The sequence below is a fragment of the Phenylobacterium sp. genome, assembly GCF_031984885.1.
GTDB lineage: Bacteria > Pseudomonadota > Alphaproteobacteria > Caulobacterales > Caulobacteraceae > Phenylobacterium.
The window spans coordinates 49420-72324 of sequence record NZ_DAMABV010000005.1; the positions used below are offsets into that span (position 1 = coordinate 49420).

Below are 22905 nucleotides of genomic sequence, written 5' to 3' on the forward strand. Positions count from 1 at the left end.
AGCCTGCTCCTCTACCCGCCCGCCCACTGCTGCAGGAGGAGCATGACGAATCCGAGCCCGCCAGCGCCCGCGACGAGGCTGACAGCAGATAGCCAAGCGGCCCGCACGCGACCGTTGGCCAGCGCAAAATTCTGAGCCAGGTGAAGGCGATTGAGGCGGTGCAAGGCCGCGAGGTCGCTCTGGTCCATTGCGGCTCCCTATGGATGAGGATTCCTACCGCGCCCGCAACAACGACGGAAGGGTACTGGTCGCCCTAGCCTTGGCTCTTTCGCCTACAAAGTCCGGAACCGAGCGCAAGATCAGCATGCCTTCGTGGGCGACCGTTCGGGCCGAACTCCGGTCTTCAACTTGAGGCCCCGCCAAACGGAACGACAAAGTTGGTAGGGGGTGTGATCCCCAACCTTGAGCTCGGAGCGCAGTTCCGATAACGCCCGATAGCGGAGATGCACTGCGGCTGGGAGTGAGTGGCGCTGTCGCTCTAAAAAGATCAGAGTTTTTGGGGTTGTCGCCCCCGCCGCCACGCCTTTCCGCGGGGTGTTCCCCCGCGTCCTCCGTACTTCTCCGCTTCCTGATTCAATGACGTGCGACTCGCACGCGAACGTCCTCGCGTGGCTCAGAACACGTACCCGCCAGTCTTGAAGGATCGTGCCCTTCCGAGTTGACCTTTCAGCCAGCGGCGGACCCAAGCCACTGCTCCTCCGCTCGGGCCGCGAGTATACTCGCGCCAGGCTGGGAGGCCGAATATGGGAGGACGGAAATGCCCTACTTTGTTGGCCTGGATGTCTCGAAGAACACGACCAGCATTTGCGTAGTCGACACTGATGGGCAGGTGATTGAAGAGCTCACGGTCGAGACCACCCCTCGGGCGCTAGTAGAGGCACTTCGAGGTAAGCGCCGCCGCTATCGGCGGATTGGCATGGAGGCCGGCGACATGGCCTCTTGGCTCAACGAAGGCCTGACGAAAGCCGGACTTCCGATCATTTGTATCGACCCTCGCCATGCACACACGGTTCTGGCCGCTCGACACAACAAGACGGATCGGAATGACGCGCTCGGCATCGCGGAACTCATGCGGATAGGCTCCTACAAGCTGGCCCACATGCGAAGTCACGAGAGCCAAGAGATACGAGCGCTGCTTGTCGCTCGCGATATGCTCGTCGCCAAACGGCGAAGCTTGGACTCGGTCATCCGCGCGATACTTCTGGGGCTGGGGCTCAAGATACCGCGATATGCAACAAGGACATTCGTGGAAAGAGTGGCTGCGATTGTGGCCAAATATCCAGCGGCAGCGCGATCGGTCGGACCGCTGCTACGAGTACGGAGCGTGCTCGTCGCCGAATGCGAAGCCTATGACCACCAAGTAGATCAATTTGCCATGAGCGACCCAGTTTGCCGACGACTCGTCACTGCGCCTGGGATCGGAAACCTTTGCGCACTCGCGTTCCGAGCGGCGGTGGACGAGCCACGACGCTTCCCCAACTCCAGAGCCGTCGGCGCTCACTTCGGGCTAACGCCCAAGACCTATCAATCCGGCGAGAAAACAAGCCAAGGGCGCATAACCCATGCTGGGGACCCCGTGATTCGAAAACTCCTCTACCTCGCCGCATGCAATCTTTCACGGCCGGGCCGGCGCGAGTCCCCACTAAGTCGATGGGCGAAAGCGCTGCTTCAGCGAATGCGATTCAAGAAAGCGATGGTGGCCGTAGCTCGGAAACTGGCCATCGTCCTTCATCGGATGTGGATCGATGACACCGACTTTCGGTGGGAATATGAGTCAGCCGACGCATTGCCGACCCCGTCTTGAGACCCAAAACCACCCTCGCTACATGCGCGTGAACGACCGCTAGTGAGCCCATCCAAGCACAATCCTGATACCAGCATGGGACACAAAGTCCGGTCGAAGTTCGAGGAAAGTGCAGAAGGTGAGCTAAACGGCACCCTTGTTCACGGCATGCGCCTAGCATCCCGTCGGATGACGTGCGTTAGAATACCAAAACGCGACAAGCGTGGTGGGAGCTAGGCGGCGAGGGCCGTGCAGAACGGAGCTCAATTCATTACCAGTTTGGGCCTTTGACGGCGGTCATCGAAGTCGGAGCTCTCGAACAAGCGCGCAACCATAGTGCAGCCGTCGTCGGTGTAATCGCATAGCTGCCAGCTCCCGTCAGGGGAGCGAGCAATCGTGTCCAGGAACACCCGTGCGGGCTGTGCAAAGCCGGCTCGGGTCCTGGAGGGCATAACAATCTCTAGGGACGGATCCACCATTCCAAGAGCTTCGATGAGTTCGGCGACGGTCATGGGCCAAGATTGCCTTCATGGATGAGCGTGGCCAAGGGTGAGGGGCACGACTTGCGCGCGATTGCGGCCCTCGCGTCCGAGATCTGCCCGGGCGCGAGCAGTGCGTTCTCGCTCAGGGTCAGTCTTAAGTTGTCGACACCCCTCTTAGGGCCAGCGTTAAGTTGGAATCCCTAATTTGTCGATTTTCGGCTTTTCAGCCAATTCAATGAGCTACGCCGTCAGCGTTAAGTTGCCTCGACACGATAATTGTTCGCGATCGGTCCAACGAGGAGAGCCCGCCATGAGCATCGCAGCGACATGCGCGACGATCGTGACCGCGCTCGCCTCCGCTCAGGGCGGCGAGACGATCACCCTTCGGGGCGACTGCGGGGCGATCGCCGTCACGCGGACCTATCCCAAGCTGGTGACGGTGAACGCCGAGGGCGCGAGCGTCCGCGGGCTGACCATCACCGGCGGGAACCTCGCCTGGAACGGCGGGACCCTCTCGGCGCCCAAGGGCGCGCACGCCAGGGCCGGTGACGGATATGGCGTGCTGATCCGCAATGCGAGCGACGTCACGATCACCGGCGTGGTCGTCACCGACGCGAAGAAGGGCATGGTGGTGGATGGGGCCAGGGGCGTGACGATCGCCGACAGCCGCTTCGTGCGCTACGGCGAGGACGGCGTCATCGCGTCCGACACCCGGGGGCTGACCATCGTCCGCAACCGGTTCGCCGACCAGATCGGCAAGCCGACCGAGTGCGACGTCGGCGGCAAGATCAGCTATGGCCTGAGCCGAAAGGACTGCATCGCGACCAAGGGCGCCTGGCAGGACGGCTACCACAACGATGCGGTGCAGATGCGCAACGGCGTGGTCGATGCGCTGATCGCCCACAACCAGGTGGAAGGGGAAACCCAGGGCATCACCCAGATGGACAAGACCGGCGACGCCCCGCTGGAGAAGATCCGGATCGAGTCCAACACCCTGCGCACCGACGGCTATCACCCGATCACCCTGGGGACCTGCGTCTCCTGCTCCATCCGCCTGAACGTCGTCCGGCGCGCGCCCGGCTCGACCAAGAAGGCGGTGATCCGGGCCCAGGGCGACACCATGGTGTGCGGCAACACCGTGCCCGACATGCCCTCGACGGGCGGACCGCGCTGCAAGGACGGCGCGTCGGGGAACTAAGCGGGGCCGCTACGCGGTCTTCTGCGGCGCCAGGCTCAGCTCGGCGATCATCGCCTCGCGCATGGCGAACTTCTGCACCTTGCCGGTGACCGTCGTCGGGAAGCTCTCCACGAAACGGATGTGCCGCGGGATCTTGTAGTGGGCGATCTGCCCCTTGCAGAACTCTCGGACCGCCTCGGAGGTCAGGCTCTCGCCGGGCTTCAGCACGATCCAGGCGCAGAGCTCCTCGCCGTACCGGTCATCCGGCACGCCGATCACCTGCACGTCCTGGATCGCCGGGTGGCGGTAGAGATATTCCTCGATCTCGCGCGGATAGACGTTCTCGCCGCCGCGGATGACCATGTCCTTGATCCGGCCGACGATGTTGGCGCAGCCGTCGGCGTCGATGGTCGCCAGGTCGCCGGTGTGCATCCAGCCGCTCTGGTCGATCGCCTCCGCGGTCCGCGCCTCGTCGGCCCAGTAGCCCAGCATCACCGAATAGCCGCGCGTGCAGAGTTCGCCGGTTTCGCCGCGCGGGACGATGCGGCCCTCGGCGTCGACCACCTTGACCTCCACATGCGGATGGACGCGGCCGACGGTGGAGACGCGGACCTCCAGGTTGTCGTCGGCGCCGGACTGGAAGCTGACCGGCGAGGTTTCGGTCATGCCGTAGGCGATGGTCACCTCGGGCATGTGCATCTGGTCGATCACCTGGCGCATCACCTCGATCGGGCATGGCGAGCCGGCCATGATCCCGGTGCGCAGGGAACCGAGGTCGAAGCGGCCGAACCGCTCGTGTCCCAGGATGGCGATGAACATGGTCGGCACGCCGTAGAGCGCGGCGCACGCCTCGGCCTCGACCGCCTCGAGCACCGCCAGCGGGTCGAAGCCGTCGGAGGGGTAGACCATGGTCGCAGCGTGGGTGACGCAGCCCAGGTTGCCCATGACCATGCCGAAGCAGTGGTAGAGCGGCACCGGTATGCACAGCCGCTCGCCCGCCTGCAGGCCGATCGCCTCGGCGACGAAGAAGCCGTTGTTGAGGATGTTGTGGTGGCTGAGGGTCGCGCCCTTGGGGAAGCCGGTGGTGCCGCTGGTGAACTGGATGTTGATCGGGTCGTCGAACTGCAGGGTCGGCTCGATCTGGGCCAGCCGGGCGCGGTCGGCCGCCGTCCCGGCGTCGCAGGCCTGGTGGAAGGCCAGGCAGCCGGCATGGTCCTGGTCCCCCAGGGTGATGATCCAGCGCAGCGACGGCAGGCGCGCGGCCTGCAGGTCGCCCGGCCGGCTGGCCGACAGCTCCGGCGCCAGCTCGCGCAGCATGTGCAGGTACTCGCTGGTCTTGTGGGCGACCGCCGTGACCAGCGCCTTGCAGCCCACCTTGTTCAGCGCGTACTCGGCCTCGGAGACCCTGTAGGCGGGGTTGACGTTGACCAGGATCAGGCCCGCCTTGGCGGTGGCGAACTGGGTCAGCGCCCATTCGGCGCAGTTGGGCGCCCAGATGCCGACCCGGTCGCCGGGCTCCAGGCCCAGCGCCAGGAAGCCTGCGGCCAGGGCGTCGACGCGCTGCTTCATCTCCGCATAGGTCCAGCGGATCTTCTGATGGCGCGAGATCAGGGCGGGGACATGCGGATGCGCCGCGCAGGTCGCATCGAACGCCGCGCCGATCGTCTGGCCCAGCAGGGGCCTGGCGTCGGCGCCGTGGACATAGCTGAGAGCGCTCATCTCGATCTTCCCGTCACGCACCCTGATGACCCTCCGCCCAAGTGAGCGCACCCTCTTTCACTCTGCGCAAGTCCGGTTGGCCGGCCGGACCGCCGACCCGACCCAGCCGTAGAGGGCCACCGCCGCGAAGCTGACGGCCGGCAACAGGAAGGCCGCGGGCACGCCGTAGGCCTCGGCGATCAGGCCCATCGGGTAGGGCAGCAGCACGCCGCCGCCGATCGCCATGACCATCATCGAGGCGCCGCGCTTGGTCGAACCGCCCAGGTCGGCGATCCCCAGGGTGAAGATCGTCGCGAACATCGCGCCCATGAACAGGAAGGTCGCGATCAGGGCCACGGCCGAGACCTTCTCGATCCCCGCCGCCACGACCAGGCAGAGCGCCAGGTTGATCAGGCCATAGGCCGTCAGGATGGCCCGCGGACTGACCTTCAGCAGCATAGCGGTGGTGGCGAAGCGCCCGCCCAGATATCCGGCCGTGGCGATCGAGAGCATGAACGCCCCGTCTCGCGACGACAGGCCCGGCCAGGTCTCGGTGACCAGGTTGATGAAGAAGGCGCCGATGCCGACCTGCGCGCCGATGTAGAGCGCCTGGGTGACCACCCCCAGCACGAAGTGGCGGTGGGACCAGAGGCTTTGCGCCCCGCCCGGCGTCTCGACCTCGTCATGGCCAAAGCCGGTCAGTTCGCGGTCGCCCGTTTCCGGCAGCCGCGCGCGCCAGACCACCGCGGCGAAGACCAGCACGGCGACGGCGATGACCAGATAGGTCACCTGCACCGCGCCTTGCCCGCTGACGCCCTCCTTGGCTTCGGCGAAGAACAGGAAGCCGCCGATCAGCGGGCCGCAGAAGACGCCCAGCGCGTTGAACGACTGCGCCAGGTTCAGCCGGCGCGGCGCGTGCTCGGCCGGCCCCAGCACGCTGACATAGGTGTCGGCGGCGGTTTCCAGGACGCAGAGGCCTGCGGCCAGCACGAACATCGAGCCGACGAAGAAGGTGAAGCTGCCCGCCTGGGCCGAGGGAATGAACAGCAGCGCCCCGACGGCGGTGATCAGCAGGCCGCTGACGATGCCGGCCTTGTAGCCGCGCTTCTGCAGGAGGACGCCGGCCGGGACGCTGAGCAGCAGGTAGGCGCCGAAATAGGCCATCTGCAGCCATGTCGACTGCGCCTTGCCGACATGCAGCGTGTCCTGGAAGTGCTTGTTGAGGACGTCGAGCAGGCCATAGGCCAGGCCCCAGATCGTGAAGCAGGCGATGGCGATGGCCAGCGGATGGCGCAGCGAAACGCTCGGCGCGGAGACCTCGCCGGACACGGCGCGAGTGTCGAAAGCCATGCAGAACCTCCCCGGACGGCGCTTGAAGAACGCCTTTCGGTCAGACTGCCCGTGATCGCTGATGAACGCAAATGATTAACTTCAATCACCCGCGCAGAGCCGCGCGCCAGCGCCGCGCATAGTCGCCCAGGGCGACCGGCAGGGGCTTCACCGGCGTCAAGGGCGACGCCGGCGGCAGGTCCGGATCGATCAGGCGCAGCGCGCCATAGGGCACGTCGTCGTGCGCGTTCGAGACATAGACGCGCTGCTCCGGCCGCAGGCCGGCCAGCGCCCGCACGAACACCTCGGCCTCGGCGAACCGCCCCTCGACCAGCAGCCGCCCGCGTGAGCCGATCAGGCCCAGCGCCGCGTCGGCGACCAGGGCGAGATAGAGCTCCAGGGCCGCGCGGCGGCCTCGCCGGTCGGGCGGCGGGTCGATCCAGCGCCCGGCCTGGTCCGGGAACGGCCCCACGCCGGGCGCGAAGCTCGGCAGGATGAGCGAACCGGCGGCGACCACCGCCAGCGCCGCCTCGACGGACGCCGGCTTTCCGCCAAGCTCCCAGGCCCGGCTGATCGCCTCGGCCTCGCGCCCGCCCATGAACCGCGCCGAGAGCGCCGGGCGGCCAGATGCGTCTACATTGACCAGGCAATCGCGCGCCTCATCGAGGACGACAGGCTCATGCACGCCCGAGCGCAAGGCCACGAACCAGGTGCCGGTCGACAGCACCGTGGCGTCCTCCGCCGCGATCTCGGCATGGCCGCGCGCCGCCAGCAGCGCCGCGTTGCTGTCGTGCAGTCCGCAGAGCACCTGGCAGTCGGCCGGCAGGCCAAGCTCGGTCCACTCGGCCGCCAGGAGACCCAGCATCTCCCCCGCGCGCCGCAACGGCCCCAGCCGCCCGGCCCAGCCGGCCGCGTCGGCGAGCGCGCTCGGCCGGCCTTCGTAGGGGCGCCAGAGATCGCTGTGGCAGCCGAGGCTGGTGACCTCGCTGGCCATCACCCCGCAGAAGCGCCAGGCCCAGTATTGCGGCCAGGGCAGGATGGCGAGGTCGTCCGGCCAGGGTCCGGTCAGGGCCTCCAGGCGATGAAGCTGCAGGCCGAGGTTCAGGCCCACCGGCAGGGCCGGCGAGCCCGTGTGCTCGAAGGCGTCCCGGCGACGCAGATAGGCCTCGCGCTCGCCCTCCCCGCCGGGGTCCTCGTAGTCCATTGGCGGCGCAAACAGGCGCCCGTCCGCGATCAGCGCCGCGGCGGCGCCATGCCCGACCGGCACGATGGCGCGCACACGGCCCAGCCGCGCGAAGCCGGCCAGGATCGGCGCCATCCACGCCTCGATCCCGGCGGCGTCCAGCGCCCGGTAGCCCGGCCCTTCGACCGCCTCGTTTTCGCGCACATGCCGCGCCAGGCAGCGCCCGGACCGGTCCCAAAGCGTGAGCTTGGCGTTGGTCTTCCCGATGTCCAGCACCACCGTGCAGCCGTCTTCCACGCCGCCTCCCGATCAGTTTTGACTGCTTTTTATCGAAGATGATTGATTACCGCTAGAGGGAAGGTTAGCCTGCGATCATGTCGAGCCTCGCCGCCCCCCCGTCTGCCCTGCCCTTCCAGATCCCGGCCTCCCGCTGGTCCGACACGGCCGCCGCATCGTTGTCGCCCGAAGACCTGCTGCTGTACCGCTCCAATCTGCTGGGCTCGGACCTTACCGTCACCAACTTCGGCGGCGGCAACACCTCGGCCAAGCTGACCGGCGTCGATCCCCTGACGGGCGACGAGGTTCGCGTCCTGTGGGTGAAGGGCTCGGGCGGCGACATCGGCTCCATGCGGCTCGACGGCTTCTCCACCCTCTATCTCGACCGCCTGCTGGGCCTGGAGCGGATCTATCGCGGCCGCGAGTTCGAGGACGAGATGGTCGGCTACCTGCCGCATTGCACCTTCGCCCTGAACCCGCGCGCGGCCTCGATCGACACGCCGCTGCACGCCTACCTGCCGTTCGACCATGTCGACCACGTGCACCCCGACGCGATCATCGCCCTGGCGGCCGCGGCCGGCGGCGAGGCGGCCACGCAGGAGGTCTTCGGCGGCAAGGTCGGCTGGTTGCCTTGGCGGCGTCCGGGCTTCGACCTTGGCCTGACCCTGCGCGACTACGTCCAGGCCAATCCGGGCCTGCGCGGCGTGATGCTGGCCGGCCACGGGATCATCTGCTGGGCCGACACGGCCAAGGCCTGCTACGAGAACACCATCGAGCTGATCGCCCTGGCGGCAGAATATCTGAACGCCCGCCTCGCCAAGGCCCCGGCCTTCGGCGGCCAGGTCACGGCGCCGCTGGCGCCGGAAGCCCGCGCCGGGCTGGCCGCCGAGCTGATGCCGCGGCTGCGCGGCCTGATGACCGGCGAGCGCGCCAAGGTCGGCCATTTCAGCGACGACGCCGAGACCCTCGAATTCGTCGGATCGCGCGACTTCGCGCGGCTGGCCGCGATCGGCACCTCCTGCCCCGACCACTTCCTGCGCACCAAGATCGCCCCGCTGGTGCTCGATCCGCAGCGACTGGGCGAGGAGGCCTATCTCGCCGCGGCCCTGGCCGAGTATCGCGCCGGCTACGCCGCCTACTACGGCCGTAACGCCGGCCCGGCGGATCCCAAGATGCGCGACGCCAACCCGGTCGTGGTGCTGCTGCCCGGCGTCGGCCGCTTCACCTTCGCCGCCGACAAGCCGACCGCCCGCATCGCCGGAGAGTTCTACGCCAACGCCATCAACGTCATGCGCGGCGCCGAGGTGATCGGCGGCTATGTCGGCCTGCCTGAAGGCGAGGCCTTCGCCATCGAGTACTGGGCGCTGGAAGAGGCCAAGCTGCAGCGCATGCCCAAGCCCAAGCCGCTGGTCGGCAAGGTGGCGCTGGTCACCGGGGCGGCGGGCGCGATCGGCGCGGCGGTGGCCGTTCGCCTGCTGAGCGACGGCGCCTGCGTCTTCCTGACCGACATCAGCGGCGAGGCGCTGGAGGAACGCCGCGTGCACCTGGCCGGGCGCTTCGGCGCCGACCTGGTCCGGGCCCAGGCCTGCGACGTCACCGACGAGGACCAGGTCGCCGCCGCCTTCGCCGGCGCGGCGCGCGAGTTCGGCGGCCTCGACATCGTCGTCGCCAACGCCGGCCTGGCCTCCTCCGCGCCGCTTGAGGAGACCAGCGTCGCCCTCTGGCGCAAGAACTACGACGTGCTGGCCGAGGGCTACTTCCTGACCAGCCGCGCGGCCTTCCCGCTGATGAAGGCTCAGGGCGGCGGCTCGATCGTGTTCATCGGCTCGAAGAACGCCCTGGCGGCGACGCCCAACGCCTCGGCCTACGCCTCGGCCAAGGCCGCCTCCCTGCACCTGGCCCGCTGCCTGGCGCTGGAAGGCGCCGAGCACGGCATCCGGGTCAATGTGGTCAATCCCGACGCCGTGATCCGCGGCTCGCGCATCTGGGACGGCGACTGGCGCCAGGAGCGCGCCAGCGCCTATGGGATCGATCCGGGCGACGAGCTGGAAGAGTTCTACCGCAAGCGCTCGATGCTGAAGCGCAGCGTGCTGCCCGATGACATCGCCGAGGCGGTCTGCTTCTTCGCCGGCGAAGCGTCGGCCAAGTCGACCGGCAACATCATCAATGTGGACGCGGGCAACGCCCAGGCGTTCACGCGCTAGGGCGGAGACCACCGTGACCACCAGCCTGCCGATCTCCGCCGACCAGATCGAGGACCACAACGCCTCGCGCATGGAGGCCCTGCAGGACGAGTACGACAGCCTGGGCCGCGCGCTCGGCCGTCGCGGCGTCGACATCGGCGCGCTCAAGCGCAAGGTGGCGGGCTTCTCCGTCGCCCTGCCCACCTGGGGGAGCGGCCGGGGCGGCACCCGCTTCGCCAAGTTCCCGCTGGCGGGCGAGCCCACCGACATCCACGAGAAGCTCGAGGACTGCGCCGTGGTGCAGCAGCTCAGCCAGGTGACGCCCCGCGTCTCGCCGCACTTCCCGTGGGACAAGGTCTCCGACTACGCCGCCCTGCGCGAGGAGGCCGCGAGCCTCGGCCTCGGCTTCGACGCGGTGAACTCCAACACCTTCCAGGACCAGCCGGGGCAGACGCACTCCTATCGCAACGGCAGCCTCGGCGCCCAGGACCCGGCGGTCCGCGCCCAGGCCGTGGCCCACAACGTCGAGTGCATCGAGATCGGCCGGAAGCTGGGCTCCCGGGCGCTGACCGTCTGGGTCGGCGACGGCTCGAACTTCCCGGGCCAGCAGGACCTGGGCCGCGCGCTCGACCGCTATCTGGAAAGCGCCGCCGAGATCTACGCCACCCTGCCCGCCGACTGGCGGATGCTGCTGGAGCACAAGCTGTTCGAGCCGGCCTTCTATTCGACCATCATCTCCGACTGGGGCTCCAGCATCCTGGCGGCCCAGACCCTGGGCCCGCAGGCCCAGTGCCTGATCGACCTTGGCCACCACGCGCCGAACGTGAACATCGAGCAGATTGTCGCGCGCCTGCACCGCTTCGGAAAGCTGGGCGGCTTCCACTTCAACGACTCCAAGTACGGCGACGACGACCTGGACTCCGGCGCGATCAACCCGCACCAGTTGTTCCTGGTGTTCAACGAGCTGGTCGAGGCCGAGCTGAACCCGCGCGAGGGCTTCACCCCCGCCTACATGATCGACCAGTCGCACAACGTAACCGACCCTATCGAGAGCATGCTGTCCTCGGCCGAGAGCATCGCCCACGCCTACGCCAAGGCCGTGCTGGTCGATCGCAAGGCGCTGCACGAGGCGCAGGGTTCCGACGACGTGATGATGGGCTTCCAGGCCCTGCGCCAGGCCTATCGCACCGACCTGACCCCGGTGCTGGCCATGGCCCGCATCGAGGCCGGCGGCGCCGCCGATCCGATCAGCCTCTATCGCCGGGTGCGCTGGCGCGAGCAGAAGGCGCAACAGCGCCGTGCGGTCGGCCTGGGCGCGGGTATCGTCTGACGTTTCCTGATCAATCCTGATTGCGCCGGGCCCGGAAGCGGCGGAGATTGGCGCCGGAACCATCCGGGGGAAACATGCACGCCACCGAGCGCGAGCGGCTCATTCTCGACCTGTTGCAGGCTCGCGGGTTCATCGGCTTCCAGGAGCTGGACCAGAAGGTCGACGCCTCTCCCGCCACCATCCGCCGCGATCTCGAGCGGCTGGCCACGGAAGGCCGCATCGAGCGGGTCCGCGGCGGCGCGCGGCTGGCCGGCCCGGCGGAGGCCGCCGCCCCCGAACGCCCCCATCTGCGCGGCGTGCCCTTCCATGAGAACATCGGCCGCAACACGGCCCAGAAGGAAGCCATTGGCCGGGCCGCGGCCGAGCTCTGCCATCCCGGCGAGGCGGTGATCATCGACGGCGGCTCCACCACCCTGCAGATGTGCGCCCACCTGGAGCCGCTGGAACTGCAGGTGCTGACCAACTCGCTGCATATCGTCAGCGCCCTGCTGCCGCAGTCCAATACGCGGATCTCGATCCCCGGCGGCTCGCTGTTCCGTGAGCAGAACATCATCCTCAGCGCCTTCGAGGACGACGGCGTCAGCCGCTACCACGCCAGCAAGATGTTCCTGGGCGCCGAGGCGGTCGGCCGCCACGGCATCATGCAGAGCGACATCCTGCTGGTGCAGGCCGAGCGCCGCCTGCTCAGCCGCGCCGACGAACTGGTGCTGCTGGTCGATTCCAGCAAGTTCGCGGCCTCGGCCGGCCATGTGGTCTGCGGCCTGGACGAGATCGACGTCATCGTCACCGACGCCGGCGTCACCGCCGACCAGCGCAGGATGTGCGAAGCCGCCGGCGTCCGCATCGTCGTCGCCTGACAAAACGAGGCGGACGGAGCCGAAGCTCAGGTCTTGGCGGGCGGCAAGACGCCCTCGTAGAGCCCGCGCAGGAAGCGCTGCAGCAGGATGATCGACTGCTCCAGTTCGGCGCGGTCCTTGACCAGCATCAGGTCGATCGACAACCCCCGCACCGCCGCCACGAACAACCGGCGCATGGCGTTGAACTCGGGAATGTCGGGGAGATCCCCTTCGCGCAGAATCTGCTCCACCGTCTGCTTGGAGGTCGCCTCGATCTGCCTCTGCAGCGGCGCCAGGCGCGCGGCCAGCTCGGCGTCGGACCGCGAGCCCATCATGATCTCGAGCACGGCCATGGCCGAGGGGCGGGTCAGCACGTCCCACATCATCTCGGGGAACTTGTAGAAACGCTCGCGCGGGGAGTCGGCCTGCCGCCCGCGCCGCTGATATTCGGAGGTTTCACGCGCATAGACGTCGCTGACCACCGCCAGCATCAGATCGACCTTCGTCGGGTACTGGTGGAGCATGGCGCCACGGCTGACGCCGGCTTCCTCGGCGATCAGCCCGCTGGTGGTCGCGCCGTAGCCGACCCGGTGCAGCACCGTGACGGCGGCGTCGATCAGCCGGCGCTGGGTCTCGGCGCTGCGTTCGGCCTGGGTGCGCCGCCCGGCGGCCCCGGCGCGCGAGGGCCGCTTCTTCCGTCCCGGCGGCGCCGCCTCTCCTGCCAACTGGTCGATCCCTTGAGTTCCTACGCCCGCCAATGGTGTAGCCCGCTCCGCCGCCCGTGTCAGCGCAGCCCCGGACAATAGCCATATACATACGGGATATCCTGCTTGTAAATATCCACAGGCGTGGCCGCGCAGGCGGCGAACCGCAGCGGTCCAAAAAAAGGGGGAACGAACATGGCGCATGCGCGCAGAGGCCTGATCATCGCAGCCAGCGCCGGCGCGCTGATCCTGGCGTCGCAGGCTCACGCCGCAACCCCGAGGGTCCAGTTGGACACCGGCATGGCTGACGGCGAGCGCGTCGGCGGGATCGAGGTCTTCCGCGGCCTGCCCTACGCCGCCCCGCCGCAAGGCCCGCTGCGCTGGCGCCCGCCGGCGCCGCCCGCGGCCTGGCAGGGCGTGCGCGAGGCTACGCGCTTTGGCCCCGCCTGCCCGCAACGCGGCCCCCAGGGCGAGGCCGACCTGGTCCGCCGCGGCGGCGCGCCCGAGCCGACCAGCGAGGATTGCCTGACCCTGAACGTCTGGGCGCCGGCGGCCAAGGCGGCCGCCCCGGTGATGGTCTGGCTGCACGGCGGCTCGGGCCGCATGGGAGCTGGCTCCCTGCCCTACTACGACGGCTCGGCCTTCGCCCGCGACGGCGTGGTGCTGGTTACGGTCAACTACCGCCTGGGCCACCTGGGCGGCTTCGCGCATCATGCGCTGAGCGGGGAGCCGGGGCCCAAGGGGGCCTACGCGCTGATGGACCAGATCGCCGCCCTGCAATGGGTGAAGCGCAACATCGCGGCCTTCGGCGGCGATCCGGGCAACGTGACCATCTTCGGCGAATCCTCGGGCGGGATCAGCGTGCTGACCCTGGCGGTGACGCCCTCCGCCCGGGGCCTGTTCCACAAGGCGATCGTGCAGTCGGGCGGCGGCTGGTATCCGCCGCCGGGCAAGGCCGCGGCGGCCGAAGCTTCCGGCGAGGCGACGGCGCGGGCCGCCGGCGCTCCGGCCGGGGCGAGCGCCGACCAACTGCGTGCGCTGCCGGCGCGGGCGGTGGCGGCGGCCGCCGCCGACAGCCAGCCCTATCCCGACCGCACCTTGCTGCCCGAGCCCCAGACCATCGCCATCGACGCCGGCCGCCACGCGGCCGTGCCACTGATGATCGGTTCCAACAGCGGCGAGGATTCGCTGCTCGACTATGGCGGCGGCCTGGAGCGGGCCAGGGCCGCGACCAAGCCCCAGGATCTGCGCAAGCTGCGGCGGCTCTACGGCCTGGGCGCCGCCGAGGACGAACTGGCGATCCGCTACAGCCTCAACGACGGCCTGGTCGCCGCGCCGGCCCGCTGGGTCGCCAGGCGCTGGTCGCGGAAGGCGCCCGCCTACGTCTACTACTTCGACCATGTGGACGAAGCCGACCGCGCCCGCCGCGTACGGGCCGGCCACGGCGCCGAGATCTACTACGTGTTCGAGACCCTCGGCCGCCAGCCGGCCGACCCGCCGCCGCCCTCCATCGGCGACCAGCATCTGGCGCGTGAGATGCACGCCCGCTGGGTGGCCTTCGCCCGGACCGGCTCTCCGAATATCGAGGGCGCCGCCCCCTGGCCGGCCTATTCGGCCCGCGACGACCGCACCATGCTGTTCGGCCCCTCCGGCGCCGCCAGCCGGCAGGCCCTGCGCAAGCGCGAGTTGGACTGGCACGAGGGACGGATGGCCCCGCTGATCTTCCTGCTGCGGCTCAAGACCGAGCTGGAGCGGCTGTTCGGCCGCTGACCGGCTAGCGTGGCGGGTCGAAGCGCGCGCGCCAGAAGTCGGCGGCCTCGGCCATGGCCTGGCGGCCTTCGGGCGCGCCGGCCATCACCATCATCCCCGGGAAGGCGTGGGGCATGCCTTCATAGAGCTCCAGGCGGGACTCGCCCCCGGCGGCGCGGATCGCCCGGTGCAGCCGCACCATGTCGCTGAGCAGCACCTCCTTGGTGCCGCCCTGGATCAGGGTCGGCGGATAGCCTTTGGTGAAGTCGCCATAGACCGGCGAGACGTAGGGATTCTTCTGCTCGGCCGGCGGCGCGTAGAAGTCGAAGCCGGGCTGGATGCCGCCCGGCGGCAGGACGGGGTCCGCCTCAAGCAGGGTGACGTGGGTGTCGCCGGCCCGCGTCAGGTCGGTCGCCGGCGAGACCAGCAGCAGCCCGGCCGGCAGCGGCAGGCCCTGGTCGCGCAGCTTCAGGGTCGAGGCCGCCACCAGGTTCCCCCCGGCCGAGTCGCCGAACATGCCGATCCGGTCCGGCTTCACGCCTTCGCCCAGCAGCGCCCTGTAGACCCCGACGACCTCGTCGGTGGCGAGCCGCCAATCGCCCTTGGGCGCCAAGGTATAGTCGATCGAGATCACCCGCCGGCCGGTCGTCTCGGCCATGGTCCCCGCGCCCCGCAGGCTCGACCTGGCGCTGCCATAGATGAAGCCGCCGCCATGGACGTAGATCAGCAGCGTGCCGTCGTCGCGATAGTCGCGCGGCGTCACCTCCAGCACCTTCACCCCGGCGATCTCGCGCTCCGCCGTCCTCAGGCCCAGCGACGCCAGGGCGGCGTTGGCGGCGAGGGCGGCCCGCTCCCCGGCCAGATAGTTGGCCTCGATCTGCGCCTTCGTGCGGGCGGTCGGCTGCCCGCCCGAGAGAACATAGGGCCGGTAGCGTGCATAGAGCGCGGCCGCCTCGGGCGAGATGGTCGTCGGCACATAGGCGCGCAGCGGATCGGCGGCGGCCGGGGCCGCGGCGCTCAAGCCGCCGACGATCAGGACCAGTAACGAACCACGACGCATCCCTGCCTCCCCGCGATTTGCATCGGACCTTGCGCGCCAATTTACAAGCAGGCAAGACTGCTTTTATCATCTAAGGCGAAGTTCACGGAGCGGACGACTCAAGGACGAGGATGATCATAAATGATTGTTGACGCGCTCATATATGATCAATATCGGTAGTATTTGAGCGCAGTCGGCGGTCGGCCGGCGCTCGCGAGACCTGACAACGACACCAGTCACGAAGACGGCCCATGAGGGGCCGCGACGGGGGAAACGATATGGGCCAGCAAGCAGCGCATGCACCCAACCTTGCGCGATGGATGATCTCAGCCAGCGTCCTGGCTCTGGCGGCCTCGCCCGCCCTGGCCCAGGACAGGTCGGCTACGACCGCCGACGGCGAAATCGTCGAAGAAGTCGTCGTCACCGGCACGCTGATCCGGGGGATCGCCCCGACCGGCACCAATGTAATCGATGTCGGCCGTGAGGAGATCGTCTCGATCGGCGCGGTGTCGGCCAACGACCTGCTCGCCACCATTCCCCAGATCGGCAACTTCGGCACCATCCCGGCCGGCTCGGCCGGTTTCGGCAACCCGATCGTGCGGCCGAACATCCGCAATCTCGGCGGTTCGGGCGGCTCGACCACACTGGTGCTGATGAACGGCCACCGCCTGGTCGGCGCAGGCGTGCTGCAGACCTCCCCCGATCCCTCGATCATCCCGCCCGGCGTCATCGACCGGGTCGAGGTCATCCCGGACGGCGGCTCGTCGATCTACGGCTCGGACGCCATCGGCGGCGTGATCAACTTCATCACCCGCAAGCGCTTCCAGGGCCTCGAGGCGACCGCCCGCTACGGCGTCGCCGACGACTACGAGACCATCGACGCCAACCTCACCGCCGGAACCGAATGGACCGGCGGCTCGGCCCTGATCTCCTACGCCTACGCCTGGCACGACAACATCCAGGGCCTCGACCGCGACTACGTCACCGCCGACAACACGGCCAAGGGCGGAACCGACCTGCGCAGCACCGCCTGCGCCCCCGGCAACATCTCCATCGGCGATGCGACCTTCGCCCTGCCCGGCCGGTTGCTGGGCACGCTGAACCGCTGCGACCCGACCGACTATGCCGACATCTATCCGCGCGAAGAACGCCACACCGTCTTCGCCGCCGGGCAGCAGCAACTGGCCGACAATCTCGACTTCGAGATCACCGGCTACTGGTCGCGACGCGCCACCACGACGCTGTCGGCCCAGGGCAACACCAGCGGCGTGATCACCGCCGCCAATCCCTACTTCCGCCCGGTCCTGGGCGAACCGGCCCACAGCGTGGCCTTCGCCTTCGACGACGTGTTCGGCAAGAGCGCCAAGAGCAAGGCGACCTTCGAGTCCTACGGCGTCACCCCGCTGCTCATCTACCGCTTCGGCAAGGACTGGCGCCTGCAGGGCCAGGTCAATCTGGGCCGCAGCGAGAACGAGGTGCACGAGGGCGCGATCAACGCCTCGGCGGCGAGCGTGGCCCTGGCGGGCACGACCCTCGACACCGCGCTCAACCCCTACGATCCGCGCGCCTCCAGCGCCGCGGTCCTCTCGGCGATCGGCGACTTCGAGAACTACGGCGGCGCCACCCAGGACATGGCCGAGTTCCGGCTGGTCGCCGACGGCCCGCTGATGACCCTGCCGGGCGGCGACCTGCGCCTGGCGCTCGGCGCCGAGCACCACTACGAGAGCATCGACTCCGTGGTCTCGCTCGACCGGCGGGACGTGCGCACCTCGGCGACCTACGCCAGCGCCTCGCGCCGGGTGAACTCGGTGTTCGCCGAGCTGTTCGTGCCGATCGTCGGCGACGACAACGGCCGCCCCGGGCTCCGCGCCTTCGACATCTCGGCCTCGGCCCGGTTCGACGACTACAGCGACGTCGGCTCGACCACCAATCCGAAGATCGGTTTCAACTACCGCCCGTTCGAGGACATCAAGGTCCGCGCCAACTATGGCACGTCGTTCCACGCGCCCAGCCTGGCCGACACCACCAACTCGGTGGACGCCCGCGTCCAGATCCTGCCGATCAGCCCGTTCCGGCCGCCGACCAGCCCGCCCACCGACCTGCTGCGGCCGACCATCGTCCTGGCCGGCGGCAACTCCGACCTGAAGCCCGAGACCGCCGACACCTGGTCGCTGGGCGTCGACTGGACCCCCCAGCAGATCCCCGGCTTCACCGCCAGCGCGACCTACTACAACGTGAAGTTCGAGGAGGCGATCGGCCTCGTCCCCGCCACCTCGCCGGTCATGTTCTCCGACCCGAACTTCGCCAGCTTCTACGTCATCGACCCGACCCTGGAGCAGGTGAAGGCCGCCGTCGGCTCGCTGCCGCTGAACGGCGCGCCCTCCATCGAAAGCCTGTTCGTCGGGCGCTCGCCGTTCATCCTGATCGACGCCCGCCGCAACAATCTGGGCGCCATCAACATCGACGGGATCGACTTCAACCTGAACTATGCGCGCCCGACCAGCTTCGGGGCGGTCACCGCCAACCTGGCCGGCACCTACACGCTCAATCGCGAGATGCAGACCATCAAGGGCGGCGACTGGACCAACCAGTTGCAGAACGGCAACGGCCGCTGGGCCGTGGTCGCCTCGGCCGCGGTGAAGTACGGTGATCTCAGCGCGCGGGCGGCGGTCAACTACCGCGACAGCTATCCGGTGCTGGGCTACGTCAACCAGACCAAGATCGACGCCTTCACCACCGTCGACCTGTTCGTCGGTTATGATCTCGAGGGCTGGGGGCCAGCCGACAACTTCATGCTGACCCTCAACATCGACAACCTGTTCGACGAGGATCCGCCCTATTCGAACACCAGCATCGGCTACGCAAACGGCAGCACGCTCGGCCGCCTGGTCAGCGTCGGCCTGCGGGCGAGGTTCTAGGTGGTCACGCCGGCGGCGACGGCCAGGGCGGACGCATCCCCTCCCCGGCGTGTCAGCTCGTCGCCGTCGGCGCGGCGGTTGTTTGCGGCCCACGCCGCGCTTTTGCTGACGGTAGGCTTCAGTCCGATGTCGTCGTTCGCCGCCGAGCCGCCGCCCACGGGGCTGAAGACCGAATACGCCGTTCGCCCGCTCGGCCTCGACGAACCGCGCCCGCGCCTCTCCTGGCTGGCGCCCGCGGCGGCGCAGAGCGCCTATCAGCTCCGCGTCGCCGCCTCGCCCGAAGCGCTTGAACGCGGCGAGGACCTCGTCTGGGACAGCGGCCAGGTCGCCGGTTCCGACACTCTGCAGATCGAATATGGCGGCCCGCCGCTGGCCGCCCGAACCCGCTACTGGTGGCAGGTCCGCACCTGGGACGCCGCGGACGCGCCGTCCGAATGGTCGACGCCCGAATGGTGGGAGATGGGCCTGCTGTCGCCTGCAGACTGGCAGGCGAGCTGGATCGGCGGGCGCCCGTCGACAGAGCACGACTGGTCGGACTTCGACCTGAAGACCGAGCTCACCCTGACCGCCGCGCCGTTCAACCTGCTGTTCCGCGCCCGCCCGGTCGGCAAGACCTATGGCGAGGCCTATGTCTGGACCTTCACCGTCGAGGAAGGCCGCCCGGTCCTGATCGAGCAGGTCCGCCGCTATCCGGGCGGTTCGAACTCCAACACCACCCTGACCGTGATCAAGCGCGTGCCGCTGCCGCAGGCGTCCGGCCGCCGGGTCGTGACCATCAGCGCCAAGGGCGCGCAGATCACCACCGCCGTGGACGGTCAGGTGATCGACGTCGTTCAGGGCATGGCCCACAGCCACGGCACGATCGGCTTCTCCGCCCGCGCGGCGGACGCCGCCGTGGTGCACGCCGTCGAGGTGAAGGCCCCGGGTCGGCCGACCTTCTCCACCAGCTTCGCCCGCCACGACAATCCGTTCACCGGCGGGCGGACCGGAGCTGAGGGGCTGACCGTTTCCGGCGGCGTGAACGTCGACGTCGTCCTGCCGATGGACCGCCCCGCGCCGCTGCTGCGCAAGGCCTTCCGGGTGAAGGCCAAGCCGGTCGCCCGGGCGCGGCTCTATGCGGCGGCCGGCGGCTTTCCCAAGCTCAGCCTCAACGGGACGGCCGTGGGTCCCTCGGCCGTGGCCAACGGCTTCACCGACTACGCCAAGCGCACCCTCTACAGCGCCTACGACGTGACCGAGGCCCTGGAGCCCGGCGAGAACGTGCTGGCCGCCGAGCTCGGCCGCGGCTGGTACGGCCTGGTCGATCCCAATGAGTGGTACTTCCACCAGGCGCCCTGGCACGGCGCGCCGGTGCTCAAGGCCCAGCTCGAAATCGTCCATGCGGACGGCGAGCGCCAGGTGATCGTCAGCGACGAGGCCTGGCGCGTCTCCGACGGCCCCACGCTCAGCGACTCCATCCATCGCGGCGAACGCTACGACGCCCGCCGCGCGCCGGACGGCTGGCGGCGCGCCGGCTTCAACGCCCGTCGCTGGACGCCCGCCGTCCGCGCCGCAGGCCCCAAGGGGGGACTGGTCGCCGCCAACCTGGAGCCGATCGCCCCGGTCGCCGAGGTGGCGCCGGTCTCGCTCAAGCAGGTCAAGCCGGGCGTCTGGGTGTTCGACTTCGGGCGCATCTTCGCCGGCTGGACCGAGCTCAAGGTCAGCGGCCCGGCCGGGGCCACCGTCTCGCTGCTGCACAGCGAGCGGATCGGCGACGACGGCCAGGCCGTGCCCGCCGCCGGCCTGATCGACGCCCAGTTGCAGACCGACCGCTACACCCTCTCGGGCCACGGGACCGAAACCTGGGCGCCGAGCTTCGGCTACAAGGGCTTCCGCTATGTCCAGGTCGAGGGCTTCCCCGGCGCGCCGACCCTGGAGACCCTGACCGGCCGCCAGGCGCACTCGGCCGTCGCCCGCACCGGGCGCTTCAAGGCCAGCCTGCCGCTGCTGGAACAGATCGACGCCGCCGCCCGCGCCAGCATCCTCAACAACATGCACGGGATGCAGACCGACACCCCGACCCTGGAGAAGAACGGCTGGACCGGCGACGCCCAGGCCTCGGCCGGCGCGGCCGCCCGCAACTTCGACGTCGCGCGGGTCTGGACCAAGTGGCTGGCCGATTTCCGCGACGCCCAGTCGCCCAAGGGCGAGATGCCCGAGATCGTCCCGACCACCCCCGACTACGGCTACGAGAACACCCCCGGCTGGAACGCCATATGGGGCCCGACGACGCCCTGGGACGCGGCGACCTTCATCCTGCCCTGGGAGATGCACCAGACCTACGGCGACCGCCGGATCCTGGAGCGGATGTACGACGCCCAGAAGCGGCTGGTCGACTACACCGCGACCTATTTCACCGCGCCCGACTACGCCTACGACAAGGGGCTCAGCGAGTGGAGCCCGCCGGGCGCCCCCGACTATGTCAACCAGCGCGGCGGCGGGGCCGGGGCGGTGACGACGGCCTATTTCTACCTTGAGGTCGACCATCTGGCGCGCAGCGCCGCCCTGCTGGGCCGTGACGCCGACGCCGGGCGCTACCGCGCCCTGGCCGAGGACGTGCGCGCCGCCTACAACCGCCGCTACTGGGATGGCGCGCGCGGCCTCTATCGCACCCTCGACGCCAAGGGCGCCGCCAACGCCTACGCCCAGGTCCAGAATGTGCTGCCGCTGGCCTTCGGCATGGTCCCGCCCGGCGCCGAACAGGGCGTCGCCGACCACCTGGCCGCCGACGTCAAGGCCAACGGCCTGCAGACCGGCGTCTACGCCACCCGCTACCTGCTGTTCCTGCTCGGCGACCACGGCTACGCCGACCTCGCCTTCGACCTGGTGTCGAGCACGAAGGAGCCGAGCTGGGGCTGGTGGATCGTCAACGGCCACTCGACCATGTTCGAGACCTGGAGCCTCAACTCCCGCTCGCGCGACCACCACTACTTCGCCTCGGTCTCCGATTGGCTGCACCAGGGCCTGGCGGGCCTGCGTCCCGGCGCGCCGGGCTATTCCACCGTCCTGATCCGCCCCGCGGCGCCGCGCGCCCTGGAGCACGCCGCCGCCAGCATGGATACGCCGCGCGGCCCGGCCGCCTCCAGTTGGCGGCGCGAGGGCTCGATCCTGCGGCTGGAGGCCGTCATCCCCAACGCCGCCCGCGGCGAGGTCTGGCTGCCGCTCGGCGGGGGCGAGGTCCGCGCCCCGGCCGACGCCGAACTGCTGCGCCGCGAGCCCGGCTACGCCGTCTATGGCGTCGGCCCCGGCGCCTTCACCTTCGAATCCACCGGATGGGGCAAGGAGCCGTCGTGAGCCTGATCGCAACCCTGGCCCGCGCGGCCGTGCTGCTGGCGGCCACCGCCTCCGTCGCCCACGCCCAGACGGTCGTGCCGCTGTGGCCGCAAGGCGCGCCGGGCGCCCTGGCCGGCGCCAGGCCCGAAGTGACCCAGATGCGCGGCGCCGAACAGCTCGTGCGCAACGTCGCCGAGCCCAGCCTCACCGTCTATCGGCCCGACCCGAAGCTGGCCAACGGCACGGCGGTGATCGTCGCCCCGGGCGGCGGCTTCCACATGCTCTCCTGGACCAGCGAGGGGACCGAGGTCGCCCAGTGGCTGAACGGCCTCGGCGTCACGGTCTTCCTGCTCAAGTACCGCCTGACCCCGACCGGCGACGACTTCCAGCAGCAGTTGCTGATGCGCCTGATCTCTCCCGCCAGGATGCAGGAGATGCTGGCTCCGCTGCGCCCCCTGGCGACCGCCGACGGCGAACAGGCGGTGCGGCTGGTGCGCCGGGACGCGGAACGCTGGGGCCTCGCCCCCGACCGCGTCGGCATGCTGGGCTTCTCCGCCGGCGGGGCGGTCACCGTCTGGACCCTGCTGGCCGGCCATGCCGACAGCCGCCCCGACTTCGCCCTGACCGTCTATCCGGGCGTGCTTCCCGAGACCCTGACCCCGCCGGCCAAGGCCCCGCCGCTGTTCGTGACGGTGGCCGACGACGACCGCATCGCCGCCGGCGACAGCAAGCGCCTGGCCGCGGCCTGGCAGGCCGCCGGCGCGTCCAGCCAACTGCTGGTCTATCCCAAGGGCGGCCACGGCTTTGGCATGACCAGGCGGGGCCAGGCCACCGACGACTGGCCCGCAAAGGCCGCCGCCTGGATGCGCGGCCAAGGCCTGCTCGCCCGCCGACCATGACCTGCCC

Annotated in this window: 15 protein-coding genes; 9 read left to right on the forward strand and 6 right to left on the reverse strand. The window is 69.4% G+C overall.

Features of this window, described 5'->3' with window-relative positions:
• Positions 1 to 11: 11 nt before the first annotated feature.
• Positions 12 to 188, reverse strand: a complete 177-nt coding sequence (locus RTL41_RS09285) for a hypothetical protein (protein WP_312163596.1) — start codon at positions 186 to 188, stop codon at positions 12 to 14.
• A gap of 569 nt (positions 189 to 757) precedes the next feature.
• On the opposite strand from RTL41_RS09285, the gene RTL41_RS09290 reads away from it, so the two are divergent.
• Positions 758 to 1804, forward strand: coding sequence for an IS110 family transposase (locus RTL41_RS09290; protein ID WP_312163598.1), 1047 nt, complete (start codon positions 758 to 760; stop codon positions 1802 to 1804).
• A gap of 771 nt (positions 1805 to 2575) precedes the next feature.
• Entirely contained in the window at positions 2576 to 3463 is an 888-nt protein-coding gene (locus tag RTL41_RS09295) for a NosD domain-containing protein (RefSeq protein WP_312163600.1), read from the forward strand.
• A gap of 9 nt (positions 3464 to 3472) precedes the next feature.
• Here RTL41_RS09295 and RTL41_RS09300 read toward each other — a convergent pair whose 3' ends face one another.
• From RTL41_RS09300 to RTL41_RS09310, 3 genes are all read right to left on the reverse strand, one after another.
• Complete coding sequence (locus RTL41_RS09300) at positions 3473 to 5161, reverse strand: AMP-binding protein (protein WP_312163602.1); 1689 nt, start codon at positions 5159 to 5161, stop codon at positions 3473 to 3475.
• A gap of 57 nt (positions 5162 to 5218) precedes the next feature.
• Positions 5219 to 6490 (reverse strand): MFS transporter, encoded by a 1272-nt coding sequence (locus RTL41_RS09305; RefSeq protein ID WP_312163604.1) that lies wholly within the window; start codon positions 6488 to 6490, stop codon positions 5219 to 5221.
• An 85-nt stretch (positions 6491 to 6575) separates the two neighbouring features.
• Positions 6576 to 7949, reverse strand: a complete 1374-nt coding sequence (locus RTL41_RS09310; RefSeq protein WP_312163606.1) for a carbohydrate kinase — start codon at positions 7947 to 7949, stop codon at positions 6576 to 6578.
• Between the two features lie 77 nt (positions 7950 to 8026).
• Between RTL41_RS09310 and RTL41_RS09315 the strand changes: the two genes are divergently transcribed.
• The 3 genes from RTL41_RS09315 to RTL41_RS09325 all read left to right on the forward strand — a co-directional run bounded on the left by RTL41_RS09315 (position 8027) and on the right by RTL41_RS09325 (position 12298).
• Entirely contained in the window at positions 8027 to 10132 is a 2106-nt protein-coding gene (locus RTL41_RS09315; protein ID WP_312163608.1) for a bifunctional rhamnulose-1-phosphate aldolase/short-chain dehydrogenase, read from the forward strand.
• Positions 10133 to 10145: 13 nt separating this feature from the next.
• Entirely contained in the window at positions 10146 to 11441 is a 1296-nt protein-coding gene (locus RTL41_RS09320) for a TIM barrel protein (protein WP_312163609.1), read from the forward strand.
• A gap of 74 nt (positions 11442 to 11515) precedes the next feature.
• The gene (locus RTL41_RS09325) at positions 11516 to 12298 is read left to right on the forward strand and encodes a DeoR/GlpR family DNA-binding transcription regulator (RefSeq protein WP_312163611.1); all 783 of its coding nucleotides are present in this window, start codon (positions 11516 to 11518) and stop codon (positions 12296 to 12298) included.
• Positions 12299 to 12324: 26 nt separating this feature from the next.
• Here the strand turns inward: RTL41_RS09325 and RTL41_RS09330 are convergent, their stop codons facing one another.
• Positions 12325 to 13002, reverse strand: a complete 678-nt coding sequence (locus RTL41_RS09330) for a TetR/AcrR family transcriptional regulator (RefSeq protein WP_312163613.1) — start codon at positions 13000 to 13002, stop codon at positions 12325 to 12327.
• 174 nt (positions 13003 to 13176) lie between these two features.
• Between RTL41_RS09330 and RTL41_RS09335 the strand changes: the two genes are divergently transcribed.
• Positions 13177 to 14751 (forward strand): carboxylesterase family protein, encoded by a 1575-nt coding sequence (locus tag RTL41_RS09335; protein WP_312163615.1) that lies wholly within the window; start codon positions 13177 to 13179, stop codon positions 14749 to 14751.
• Between the two features lie 4 nt (positions 14752 to 14755).
• Here the strand turns inward: RTL41_RS09335 and RTL41_RS09340 are convergent, their stop codons facing one another.
• Positions 14756 to 15790: an alpha/beta hydrolase gene (locus RTL41_RS09340; RefSeq protein WP_312163617.1), complete on the reverse strand. Its 1035-nt coding sequence runs from the start codon at positions 15788 to 15790 to the stop codon at positions 14756 to 14758.
• Positions 15791 to 16089: 299 nt separating this feature from the next.
• On the opposite strand from RTL41_RS09340, the gene RTL41_RS09345 reads away from it, so the two are divergent.
• The 3 genes from RTL41_RS09345 to RTL41_RS09355 all read left to right on the forward strand — a co-directional run bounded on the left by RTL41_RS09345 (position 16090) and on the right by RTL41_RS09355 (position 22898).
• Positions 16090 to 18687 (forward strand): TonB-dependent receptor, encoded by a 2598-nt coding sequence (locus RTL41_RS09345; protein ID WP_312163619.1) that lies wholly within the window; start codon positions 16090 to 16092, stop codon positions 18685 to 18687.
• A 126-nt stretch (positions 18688 to 18813) separates the two neighbouring features.
• Positions 18814 to 22020, forward strand: coding sequence for a family 78 glycoside hydrolase catalytic domain (locus RTL41_RS09350; protein WP_312163621.1), 3207 nt, complete (start codon positions 18814 to 18816; stop codon positions 22018 to 22020).
• Positions 22017 to 22898, forward strand: a complete 882-nt coding sequence (locus RTL41_RS09355; protein WP_312163623.1) for an alpha/beta hydrolase — start codon at positions 22017 to 22019, stop codon at positions 22896 to 22898. The genes RTL41_RS09350 and RTL41_RS09355 overlap by 4 nt, the downstream gene beginning before the upstream one ends.
• The last annotated feature ends 7 nt before the right edge of the window (positions 22899 to 22905 follow it).